The sequence below is a fragment of the Methanohalobium sp. genome (genome assembly GCF_018609725.1).
Taxonomy (GTDB): Archaea; Halobacteriota; Methanosarcinia; order Methanosarcinales; family Methanosarcinaceae; genus Methanohalobium.
In genome coordinates this window covers 1-10825 of record NZ_JAHENT010000038.1, presented here as the reverse complement: position 1 = coordinate 10825, position 10825 = coordinate 1, and the positions used below count along the sequence as shown (strand labels likewise).

Below are 10825 nucleotides of genomic sequence, written 5' to 3'. Positions count from 1 at the left end.
TTTCCATTGAGAAAAGATTACACAAGAAGACTTCTGCATGAGGTCGGATTCCAGGAAATAAAAACTCTCGGGGATTTCAAAGAGACGTACAAAGAGAATGAACCAGATTTCTTCCTTCATGTTGCTGAAAAAGAATACAAAATGGAGTAATTGCTGGTTAACTCTGTTTAGCCGTAAGTTTTATATGGTTATGTATGGTTATGGAGAATATACACAAAACTCTGTGTTCTAAAATACTCCTCCACGATGGTTGCAAAACCATCCCCTCTTTTTTATGATTCCATGAAATATTTGTCCACTATATCCAAGATATCATTTTTAGAATACTGAAAATCATTTAGCAATAAATCAACTATCTGATTCTTCTCAATACCTGCAACCGTGTAACTTTTGATTTTGAAAAATACCTCGCATTCCATAGAACAAAAGTACTGTAGCCTTGTATTCACATCCTTTTCAGTACACATTTTTTTTAGGTTGGACATAATATCATAACTGGAGTATATCTCATCAACGGTGATTGTCCGGTTGCAATAGGAGCATCTAACCTTTTTTTGGCTGTTTTGACTGTTATTCATAGTCATCCTTCCAATAAAATATTTTTAAACAAAACGATTAATCATCCAATTTAATGTTATGGTAATGTATCAAATAATTTTTTAGACCTGAGGTATAATCAAGTATTAAACCTAAAAAGGATAATAACCTAATATGAAAAATTTCCGTAATGGGTGGAAACAAAATAAAAACCATGACAGGGTAATAATCATCCTTATATTTACCTTTATAGTCTTCTGGAATATTTTACTATATTATTATCCACCCAGTGAGATTGTCAGTAAAGTCGGTGTACAGAATGTTTACATATTGGCGTTTTTGCTGGCAATGATTGGGGGTGTATCAGCTTTTACATCCACGAGTTTCTACATCACCCTTGTTACACTTTCTGCAGGAGGAGCAGACCCAGTATACATGGGTGTTTTTGCAAGTATCGGTCTTACACTGGGTGACCTATTATTCTACTATCTTGGGAAAAAGGGCAAACAATACATCCCTGAAAGGTATGGATGGGGGATGAGGAAACTTTCCAGTTATGTTCAAAAAATAAAAGACAGATATATAGGTGTTCTTATTTTCACATATTCGCTTACACCATTACCGAGTGATTTATTGGCTCTTACTCTTGCTGTAATTGGTTATCCTCTTAAATATATGATAATTCCATTGTTGTTAGGAAATTTTGCACTAATATCAATTATGGCTACTCTATCACAGATAGGGTTTAATTTTTTAACCTGAATCACAACTTGGTTTTTTATTTGTCAAACCATTTAAAACAAAAACTTAGAAAAATTTTTGCTGACCCAAACCATTAATATTAAGGCTGACATAAATAGTATTAAATATGAAAACATTATCACTTTTAATCACTTCCATCTTGCTATACATTGCAGTATTTAGTATAGGCTATATATGGGAAGTACAGCCATATATAATGAGTTTGGCTAGTGTGATATTGGGTGGACTAGTACTGTACTATGCAATAGATTATCTTTCAGAACAACGCTACAGGGTACAGCTTAAAAAATAAGCATCTCACAGAATTCAATTTTACTGTGCTTATGTCAAAAAGATAGCTATTTTACTATTAATTAATATTTTGCAGGTTTTTATATGCCAACGAATCAAGACAACAAAAATACTGATTCAATAAACAACGAAGAACAAATTTTACTCTACGAGAAACTTACAAACTTATCAGAATATATTGAAAATGAGCAGTTTGAAGATGCATTGGAATTATGCAATGAGCTTTTGGATAAATACCCCGATTATACACCTGTAATGCTGAGCAAAGCCAATGTTCTAAGTTTTCTGGAGCGTTACGACGAAGCATTGATTACCTATGATAAAATACTTGAGTTAGAACCGGAAAACCTACAGGTATTATATGCAAAAGCAATAACATTGTCAAAGCTTGGCAATTACCACGATTCAATACTAATACTTAATGATTTGATAAGTTATGACCCCGACAATTCTTATTACTGGATTGCCAGAGGGTTTAACTATTACGACCTGAATCAATTCCATGATGCACTTCAGGACTTTGAAAGTGCGCAACATCTTGACCCAGAAAATGAAAAACTTAACGAATTGGTTAACTTACTAGAAAAAGAAGCTGATTAAGCTTTTCGTTTCAGAAAGTAGGCAAATTAATTATAAAATTTATAACCTCTTTTTATTGTTTAAACCGTTACCCCAATAACTTTTCAACAAAATAAAAATAATAATTTTTAAATACCGGTTTATCTATCAGCTATTGATTCAAATTATTAATCCGATAATAAGGTAATTTGAACTTTTTTACAAAAAACCACTGAATAGTAAGGGATGATTTATGAAAATCCGTGTATTAAGTTCTAAAGATGAAATAGAGAATTTGGATGAAAACGAAGAAATGGTTCATCTGGCTTTCAGACCATCCAATACAGATATATTTTCAATAGTGTCCAAATGTACAAACCTTAAAGCTCTTCATATACCAAGTTCATATAAAAGTACTCTTTCAGAGTCTGCAAAAATGTTTCTTGACATGCAGGGCATAGACCTGCTCGAAGGTGATGTCTGGGGTCACAGAAAGGACATAAACGAGTATTCTGAAGTATCAGATAACATATACAACCGGATAAAGGAACTCAAAGATGAAGATCTGTCTGATAATGAAATTGTTGAGAAAATGAAAAAAGAAACTAAATTGGGCCCTGATTTTGTTGAATTTCTGATAAAACAAAAATATGCCTGATTCGTTACTTTTTTATTTTTTATCTAAATAGTGATAGGGTAAATCCCTATCTTTAGAGTAGATGGGAGCTAATAAAGGGGTAGTTAACATCAATTACCATTAATAACTCTCCATTATTTCTAAATATTTTCTAATTGATAAAAGTTTTTATATTTAATAAGTAATTAAATTTAAAGCAAATTAAAAATTAAACTATTGATTGTTCCATTATGTCAGCAAAAAGAAAAATTTATAAACCAAACTTTCAAGTTAGAATTGGCAAAGGAATATAACTTTCCCTGAGACTCATCTTATCCCTTTGCCCTGTATTTTTCAGATATAAATTATTGGTTTTAATTTACTTTTTATCTAAAAAATTAGTGGAATACTTTGTGCTAAAACTTAGTTTTATATTTGAAGGTGTTAAAAGTTTATATCTAAATTGATGGATGGGTTTATATAACTTAAGCTCATATATTATATATACATATAATATGTTATTGAAAAAGCAAAAACCTGTTTTTTATAGTAAATTATATGGATGATTTATTGTAGGATTGTTGCAATTAAGTTTTTACCCTGAATTGGATTGTATGCATAAATCTTCCTGTATTATTATCCAGTAGATTTTAAACTTTAACCTGATAAATCCACATCCACAAAAAAGAGGAATTAATCTGGCAAACTATAAAAGTAATATGAGAAAGGATAGAAATAATAACCGTAAACAATCAAATGATGCCCCTGCTGTTACAAGGGTTCGTACTCCACGAAAAGATAAAAATGAAGTATTTGCTACTGTTTCTACGCTGCTGGGCGGAAAAAGAGTTAAGCTCCAGTGTATGGATGGAACTGAAAGAATGGGAAGAATTCCGGGTTCTAAGAAAAAAAGAATGTGGATTCGTGAAGGGGACATTGTTATAGCACTACCCTGGGATTTCCAGGATGAAAAAGCTGATGTCATCTGGAAATATACCAGACCACAGATTGAGTGGTTAGATAAAAAGGGATACTTAAGTAAAGGATAAGATAAAATTACCCTGATGGTTCTGAAGTTTGGTAACACAGAATTAATAAAAATATCCACTCAACTATCTTTTTTTAATCTATAAACTGCACCTATAAGAATTGGAAAAATTTATCCACCATATAGTAATATTAATTTAATATATAGTTAGTATATAATAATTTTTAAAGGTGGTTATATGAAAAAACATCTCGTTGTCTCTGTAGGCGGTGGTCCATTAGCATCTCTGTACGGAACTCCTGATTTAAACCCACAAGTACCTGAAAGATTTTTGGAAGATATATACAATACATATATACAAAGCGGTGCAAAATCTATAGAATTAATATGTGTAGACCCCTATACAGATGCACCCTATACAAAAGATTTAGATGAAAATGAATCAGGTTTTAAAAAACCGGATTATAGTGGAATGGGCTGGAACGCCTGCATCTATCAATATGAAAGTGAAGAGATAAAAAATTTGGTCAAAAGATTATCAGAATACAATAAGATAGATAATGCAGATCAGCTTGATGGTAAAGCTATCTTGAGTTTACACCAGTACTGTGGTTCTGCTTCAACCAACCTTAATAATGGTTACTGGATGAAAGAAATACCAGATTCTATTATGGATGAAACCAAAAAACAATTCAAAAAACAATTTCCAAATACTGGATTATTATTTAATATATATTCTAAAAAGCAAAAAACAGGAAAAGTACCAAATGATTTGCAGGAAAAAACTAAAACATCTTATAAAAACCCACTGAAATAACAAAATTATTAAATAAATATATTTTCGATGGAATAGCTGGCAATTACAAACATAATTTATATATGATGTTTTATCACCTTAACTTGCTACTTTAAAAATGGACACAATGTAAAATAAATTAATTTTAAATTGTATTCAGAATATATACACCAATAATTAGACCAAAATCAAATCGCAAATGGTATATACAATTTATCCAAATAAAATAATGGAGAGTATCAAAACTGGTTTTATCTTCCACAGTTATTTTAGTTTTTTGTCTGGTGGCATTTGCGGTTATACACAGTGCTCTGGCAAGCCTTCCTTTTAAACGCCGACTTATGCAATTTATAGGTTCTAAAGCAGATACACTGTATATGCCAGTATACAGCCTTATAGCGGTGCTGACTATTTCTCCACTAATCTACCTGCTGGTTTATAATCCAGGACCAGTTCTATATATAGTACCCTCTCCATGGCGATGGATAATGGTTGGTGGACAAGTAATCGCTGCAATTGTAGCCCCCAGAGCTTTGCTGGATGCTCCTCATAGATTTAAAATACACTCTCAGCTATCCGGTCCAAACACCCCTAAAGCAGGCGCTTTAAATATCAAAGGAATTTACCGATGGATCAGAGACCCGTTTTTACTTTCAGGGATTATTATTATCTGGATTACACCATTTATGACTCTCAATTTACTTGTCATATATGTATTAACCACCATATACCTGTATTTAGGGTCACTACATTGGGAAAAAAGACTTATTGCCCAATTTGGTGACGAATACAGAGAATACCAGAAACGAGTTCACAGAATAATCCCTTATTTAAGGGGACATTATTAAAAACTTAATCATTATATAGACTTACAATCAAAAAATGAGTAAAAAAGTAGAATAAAAACAGATTATAAGTATTTTGTATCAGATTCATTTGCTTCTATTATATATGACACCGAATTAACAAACACTAATTGTAACGGGAAAATAAGTTTATCATTATACACTCATTTGGCCACACTTGATTTGCTTTGTTCTATATGTTCCACTGCTTTTATTAAAAAATAGAAGCAAACAATTATTATATTTATCCATTATTTGTATGTGCTAAATGTCAGGTCGATAGAAAAATTATAGCGATTAGAGCGGCTATAACTCCTAACCATTGACGCGAAGCAAGTTGTTCTTTTAATAATATACATGCCAACAATACTGTAACTGCAGGACTTAGTGATGATAGAACAGTGGCAACATCTAACCTTCCAGCTCCTGAAGCCAGTGCAAAAAAGGCAGCTCCTCCTGTATTAAATAACCCTACAAGGACAACTATCAATATTACATTAGGATTAGGTTTACTTACTGTCTTTGTTAACATTATGAATCCTGTGAGCATGATAAATGCTGTAGTTCTTGAAACTGTTAATGGCCAGTAAATTGCAGTATCACTGAAATTATCAATGGCTATAAAAAACAAACCAAATAAAGTACCTGCAAGTAATGAATACCCTAAATCTTTTGCTTTTAAATTAGTTTCTACATTCCTACTAACAATAAACCATATTCCAATAAATGCAAAAATAAAACCCATGATTTTAAAAATTGAAGGAATACCTTCATTTGAAACTGAATATATTACAGGTGTAATCATCGATATTACTGCTGCCAGAATAGCAACTATACTCATTTTTCCTTTGGCAAGACCCGTATATAGTGATATCAACCCTGCAGCTCCAAAAAATCCTGCAAAAGCACCCCATATAATATTGTTTAGCGAAGGTAAACTCTCCGAAAAAGTAAAAGCAAGAATTGGAAATGTAATAATACCCATGATTTGTGTAACCAGAACTACAGAATAAGCACTTGTCCTTCTGGTAGCATATCCCCCTACAAAATCTCCCGTACCCCATGATACCGCAGATGCAATTCCAAAACTAACTGCAAGAGTTTCAATAGGTATCATTTTATATCTCCAGTCTTTATAAATATGCTTTTTATGTATTATTTGTTAGGTCATAGCTAAAAGTAGAATCCATGTAAAACGGTCTTGTGGTTATTCAGCCAGTATGCCATACAGTCTTATAGTTATAATTCTTTTTGGACTTATTGAATAGGAATGCACTTTAACTCAGTAGTTCATAGGTCAGAAGAACCTCTGCAAAGTACAATATTTAACATTTAATAAATTTGAACACAATTGCACCCTAAATAGCAAAAATGAAGATGGCTTGAGGCTTTATTTCACCAACATTTTTTCTTAGAAAATAATTTTATTCATAAAAATAAAATTTAAAAATCTGTGATAATATTAAATCCCTAAAATTAACCAGTATAATGTGAAACATTGACCTAAAAATAGGATGCTCCGATGGGGATTTGAACCCCAGTCGCAGGAGTGAGAGTCCTGCATGATTGGCCGTGCTACACTATCGGAGCAGATACAATCAACAACACTCTCAAAGATAACTTAAGTAATATTAATTTTTCGTTTTGAAAAGTAGGTAAAAATCATTACCTACCAAATTAACCAAACATTCCACCTATAGGTGTATGTACTTCTTCCTCTTCTACAATTTTTTCGTAGGAATCCAAAAAGTCCTGCATGTTTATCTGGTTACCACGTCTTCGCAGGACAAACATACCTGCTTCTTTCACAAGTGCCATCAAATCAGCGCCTGTTAAACCTTCTGTCATATCAGCCAATCTGGTGAAGTCCACATCATCTGAAAGGTTCATTTTTCTGGTCTGGATTCTTAAGATATCCTCACGTCCTTTATTATCAGGTTTTGGAATCTCTATAAGGCGGTCGAATCTGCCAGGACGTAGCAGGGCGGGGTCAAGCAAGTCAGCCCTGTTTGTAGCTGCGATTATTTTAACTTCTCCTTTCGGGTCAAACCCGTCCATTTCTGCAAGGAGTTGAAGCATTGTACGATTTACTTCTGCTGAACCTGTTGTCCCATCATGTGTACGCATGCCACCTACAGCATCTATTTCATCAATAAAAAGTATAGATGGCGATTTGCTTCTTGCCATTTCAAAGACGTCCTTGACAAGTCTTGCACCTTCACCTATGAATTTCTGCACAAGGTCTGATCCGGACATACGTATAAATGTTGCATTTGCCTGTGAAGCAACTGCTTTTGCTATCAGGGTTTTTCCACTTCCAGGTGGACCATATAACAGTACTCCACTTGGAGGTTCAATACCTATATTGTCAAATAATTCCTGTTCTGTTAACGGAAGCTGTACCGATTCAATTACTTCTTGGATTATGTCATTAAGACCCCCAATCATATCGTAATCTACACCGGGTGAATTAATAACTTCCATTATCTGTGCCCGTACATCTGCCGCTCTACTGATGACAGATATTACTGAAAAAGCAGCATTTACACTGACACGAACTCCCGGTTCCAGTTGTTCTTTAAAATCTGATGGTACATTAGTTACAACTTCCTGATTATTACCGTGCTGTCTTAAAACTACTGTATCATCATTTATTTCCAGCACAGTTGCTACAAACAAAGGCGGTTTAGAAAGCTGGTCTATTTGTTTATTGAGTTTTTCAATCTCCTCTTCATTATTACTTATTGTCATATTGGCATCAAGGAGATTAGCTCTTAGGTTTTCATTCTGTACTCTTAAGGATTTTATATCACTGATTAATGTGTCGATGTCTTTGTTTTCCAGATCTTCTGTATCTAATGATTCACTTTTTTCAAGCTCATCATATTCGTTATTAGAGTTTACTTTATTTGTCGTCGGATTTGACTCTGAACTTGAATTAGATGTAGTCATGATGTTTACCTATGTTTTTCATTTTTGTATAGTATTCACAAAATAGTAGATACCTCTTATAGTTTTCCCATATTTATTAACCTATGCCTTCTACTTATCCTTATAATATAATCAAATTAAGTATTCAAGGGTTTTAAAATGTTTTATTTTCAATCAAATGGTTTTAAATCATTTATATTCAAAAACAAATCCATCCTTATTACAAATTATTATTTTTTATGCATATCTTAGATTAAATAAAGGTTGACCATGAGTATATTTTAAATATCTGTATACACAAAATAATTGTTAGATAATAAATGGATACAAATTTATATCAAGTTTTCAAGATAATGAGGACTTCTGAGGTTTTCATTATACCATAATACAAATTAACACACTTTTTCAACAAAAAATTTTATATATTAATAATTACATTTTATCTATTGGTGGTACAACAAGAATAAACGATTTGTATATACAATCGTGAAATTGTTCACAATAATACTAAACCATTAATCTGAGGGGATGAATGGTTTGCGAATCCACCTTCTGGTGGATTAATCATTCGAGGCAAAAGGATGAAGATCCGGCTTGAAATCATAGATGATTATGGAAACGAAAAAGTAAATGTGGAATTTGCTGGTGAAAACTGGAGAGAATACCTGACCAAGTTCATTTACACCATTGATGTACATTCTTCATCGACCGAATCTTCATCCTCTCAAGTGCCTAATCAAAACCAAACTGTTTCTCAACAATATTATCCTCAACAATACCAGTACTATCCAACAAATCAACAACTACAACAACCTCAATACCAACAACCTGTTCAGCAACAGCCAGTCAATACACAGTACAACCTGCCACCACAGTATCAAGCACCAGTAAATCAGCAGTCACCACAAAATTTTGCACCTGTTAACAACCAGCAAATGGTTAATAAAGAGCCAAAAACTCCGTCATTAAGAGAAAAACTCAATGATGCGACACTTACAATTAACGAGCGTCTGGAACTTTTTCTTAAATATGAATATCCTCGTGTATGGTTCTCATCACAGGACATACAAGAGCAATACGAAAAAATCTATGGTAAAATAAAATTAAGCACGGTTTCTACCTACCTTTCAAGGATGTATCGCAAAAATTTGCTTGAACGTCGGGGTAACAGAACCCAGAGAGAATACAAATACATAGGTGATTTGGGAACTGAGGATGAATACGTTAATGAAAATGTGAATGACAATATGGGATATGTGCCTCATAACCAATCAAATACTTTCCAGACTTATAGATAATACTAATTTATAAAAATTATAAAACTGCACTTACATAACTATGCAGACATCAAACTTTCTCAAACTTGGCTCTCTGTTAATCTTTATTGGATTTATTATGGTATTACTGGGAATGATTTTCACAACCATTACAGGTCAAAATGATTTTGGCGGACTTATAATGATAGGTCCTATTCCTATTGTTTTTGGCTCATCACCAGAAATTACAAGTAGCATGCTCCTGCTTGGACTGTTAATATTGATTGTTTATTTACTGATAATAAAAAGATAAAATTAGCCTTTTTTACAATAATCCATTTCCTTTGCCATTTTATGGAATGTTTTTACAGTGCGTATGAACATACATAGGTTCTTATCACTGTTTTTTTTACAGGATTTTGGTTCTTCATCTTCTTTAGTTACTGCCATGGTACTACCTCTATATAATAATATATATGTTTTAATATTATGAATTGGTTTTGGTCGTTCTATAATTATTATAAAAAGCCTATATTAACAGATTCAACTGATGTAGTGAAATAGTTAAATTGTGAAAAACTGTAGTTATTAATGTGGTTTTAAATGACAGGTGAATACCTCATATATACTGGATTTTTTGTCATAATTATCGGAGTTATAATTATAGCAATATCAATTATAATAAACACAATGAAAGAATACGAAAAAGAGGAATACAGTTATTATAAAACACCTGATTATCAGGACCAACACCATTCTGAAAATTACAATGAACCTTGTACAGATGTTAAAGGTGGTGGTGTTGTAATGATAGGACCAATACCCCTTGTGTTTGGTTCAGATAACCAATCATTGCAAAAACTGATGATATTGGCTATAATTCTGATGTTGTTAGGATTTGCATTCACCTTTGTTTACTCGTTGTCAGCTACTAACCGCTAAAGTGGTTAGCTTGTCCTTCCATCTCTTAACTAATAGAAGCTAAGCGGAGGACATTAGGAAGTCTGACAGCTCCCCTGTGCGCAATGTTCTTCGAAGCATTGTAGTCGGCGTTGTCTTGATGACCGCAGTTCTTACACCTGAAGTTTGCCTGTTTCTGACGGTTGTTCTTGTTGATATATCCGCACTCAGAACACTGCTGAGAGGTATACATCGGATTGATAATGACTACAGGTACACCATCCAGTTTAGCTTTGTATAAGATGAACTCGGTCAGTTCAGAGAACGCCCATTTACCCAACCTAT

14 protein-coding genes and 1 tRNA gene are annotated in these 10825 nt (G+C 33.0%); 9 read left to right on the top strand and 6 right to left on the bottom strand.

All coding sequences use genetic code 11. From position 1 onward, the window contains the following. Nucleotides 1-272 precede the first annotated feature (272 nt). Nucleotides 273-578, bottom strand: coding sequence for a hypothetical protein (locus tag QZ276_RS02195; protein ID WP_292484874.1), 306 nt, complete (start codon nt 576-578; stop codon nt 273-275). Between the two features lie 133 nt (nt 579-711). On the opposite strand from QZ276_RS02195, the gene QZ276_RS02190 reads away from it, so the two are divergent. The 6 genes from QZ276_RS02190 (at nt 712) to QZ276_RS02165 (ending at nt 5396) form a co-directional block, all read left to right on the top strand. Continuing rightward, a complete protein-coding gene (locus QZ276_RS02190; protein WP_292484872.1) occupies nt 712-1299 on the top strand; it encodes a VTT domain-containing protein in 588 nt (195 codons plus the stop codon). A 375-nt stretch (nt 1300-1674) separates the two neighbouring features. Further along, the gene (locus QZ276_RS02185) at nt 1675-2190 is read left to right on the top strand and encodes a tetratricopeptide repeat protein (protein ID WP_292484870.1); all 516 of its coding nucleotides are present in this window, start codon (nt 1675-1677) and stop codon (nt 2188-2190) included. Nucleotides 2191-2401: 211 nt separating this feature from the next. Then, the gene (locus QZ276_RS02180; protein ID WP_292484868.1) at nt 2402-2806 is read left to right on the top strand and encodes a DUF1699 family protein; all 405 of its coding nucleotides are present in this window, start codon (nt 2402-2404) and stop codon (nt 2804-2806) included. A gap of 677 nt (nt 2807-3483) precedes the next feature. Beyond that, nucleotides 3484-3813 carry a translation initiation factor eIF-1A gene (gene eif1A / locus QZ276_RS02175; protein ID WP_292484867.1) on the top strand — a complete coding sequence of 110 codons (330 nt, stop codon included), beginning with the start codon at nt 3484-3486 and terminating at the stop codon, nt 3811-3813. 177 nt (nt 3814-3990) lie between these two features. Beyond that, nucleotides 3991-4569: a hypothetical protein gene (locus QZ276_RS02170; RefSeq protein WP_292484865.1), complete on the top strand. Its 579-nt coding sequence runs from the start codon at nt 3991-3993 to the stop codon at nt 4567-4569. Nucleotides 4570-4793: 224 nt separating this feature from the next. Continuing rightward, on the top strand, nt 4794-5396 hold the full coding sequence (locus QZ276_RS02165) for an isoprenylcysteine carboxylmethyltransferase family protein (protein ID WP_292484876.1): 603 nt from the start codon (nt 4794-4796) through the stop codon (nt 5394-5396). 268 nt (nt 5397-5664) lie between these two features. Here QZ276_RS02165 and QZ276_RS02160 read toward each other — a convergent pair whose 3' ends face one another. The 3 genes from QZ276_RS02160 to QZ276_RS02150 form a co-directional block, all read right to left on the bottom strand. Beyond that, nucleotides 5665-6510, bottom strand: coding sequence for a DMT family transporter (locus tag QZ276_RS02160; protein WP_292484864.1), 846 nt, complete (start codon nt 6508-6510; stop codon nt 5665-5667). Nucleotides 6511-6908: 398 nt separating this feature from the next. Beyond that, nucleotides 6909-6983: transfer RNA gene (locus tag QZ276_RS02155), tRNA-Glu, on the bottom strand. An 87-nt stretch (nt 6984-7070) separates the two neighbouring features. After that, a complete protein-coding gene (locus QZ276_RS02150) occupies nt 7071-8345 on the bottom strand; it encodes a proteasome-activating nucleotidase (protein ID WP_292484862.1) in 1275 nt (424 codons plus the stop codon). Nucleotides 8346-8905: 560 nt separating this feature from the next. Here QZ276_RS02150 and QZ276_RS02145 point away from each other — a divergent pair. Beyond that, complete coding sequence (locus tag QZ276_RS02145) at nt 8906-9622, top strand: hypothetical protein (protein WP_292484860.1); 717 nt, start codon at nt 8906-8908, stop codon at nt 9620-9622. A 97-nt stretch (nt 9623-9719) separates the two neighbouring features. Then, nucleotides 9720-9893, top strand: a complete 174-nt coding sequence (locus tag QZ276_RS02140; RefSeq protein ID WP_292484858.1) for a DUF131 domain-containing protein — start codon at nt 9720-9722, stop codon at nt 9891-9893. A gap of 2 nt (nt 9894-9895) precedes the next feature. On the opposite strand, the gene QZ276_RS02135 is transcribed toward QZ276_RS02140, so the two are convergent. Continuing rightward, nucleotides 9896-10030 (bottom strand): hypothetical protein, encoded by a 135-nt coding sequence (locus QZ276_RS02135; RefSeq protein ID WP_292484856.1) that lies wholly within the window; start codon nt 10028-10030, stop codon nt 9896-9898. Between the two features lie 153 nt (nt 10031-10183). On the opposite strand from QZ276_RS02135, the gene QZ276_RS02130 reads away from it, so the two are divergent. Continuing rightward, entirely contained in the window at nt 10184-10522 is a 339-nt protein-coding gene (locus QZ276_RS02130; protein ID WP_292484855.1) for a TIGR00304 family protein, read from the top strand. Between the two features lie 25 nt (nt 10523-10547). Here QZ276_RS02130 and QZ276_RS02125 read toward each other — a convergent pair. After that, on the bottom strand, nt 10548-10825 hold a 278-nt coding region (locus tag QZ276_RS02125; RefSeq protein WP_292484854.1), incomplete at its 5' end, for a transposase.

Bases quoted from the DNA above. Each gene is read 5' to 3' on its own strand.
- QZ276_RS02180 (WP_292484868.1), top strand. From the start codon at position 2,402: ATGAAAATCCGTGTATTAAGTTCTAAAGATGAAATAGAGAATTTGGAT.
- QZ276_RS02135 (WP_292484856.1), bottom strand. From the start codon at position 10,030: ATGGCAGTAACTAAAGAAGATGAAGAACCAAAATCCTGTAAAAAAAAC.
- QZ276_RS02145 (WP_292484860.1), top strand. From the start codon at position 8,906: ATGAAGATCCGGCTTGAAATCATAGATGATTATGGAAACGAAAAAGTA.
- QZ276_RS02170 (WP_292484865.1), top strand. From the start codon at position 3,991: ATGAAAAAACATCTCGTTGTCTCTGTAGGCGGTGGTCCATTAGCATCT.
- QZ276_RS02185 (WP_292484870.1), top strand. From the start codon at position 1,675: ATGCCAACGAATCAAGACAACAAAAATACTGATTCAATAAACAACGAA.
- QZ276_RS02140 (WP_292484858.1), top strand. From the start codon at position 9,720: ATGGTATTACTGGGAATGATTTTCACAACCATTACAGGTCAAAATGAT.
- QZ276_RS02160 (WP_292484864.1), bottom strand. From the start codon at position 6,510: ATGATACCTATTGAAACTCTTGCAGTTAGTTTTGGAATTGCATCTGCG.
- eif1A (WP_292484867.1), top strand. From the start codon at position 3,484: ATGAGAAAGGATAGAAATAATAACCGTAAACAATCAAATGATGCCCCT.
- QZ276_RS02195 (WP_292484874.1), bottom strand. From the start codon at position 578: ATGAATAACAGTCAAAACAGCCAAAAAAAGGTTAGATGCTCCTATTGC.
- QZ276_RS02190 (WP_292484872.1), top strand. From the start codon at position 712: ATGAAAAATTTCCGTAATGGGTGGAAACAAAATAAAAACCATGACAGG.
- QZ276_RS02130 (WP_292484855.1), top strand. From the start codon at position 10,184: ATGACAGGTGAATACCTCATATATACTGGATTTTTTGTCATAATTATC.
- QZ276_RS02150 (WP_292484862.1), bottom strand. From the start codon at position 8,345: ATGACTACATCTAATTCAAGTTCAGAGTCAAATCCGACGACAAATAAA.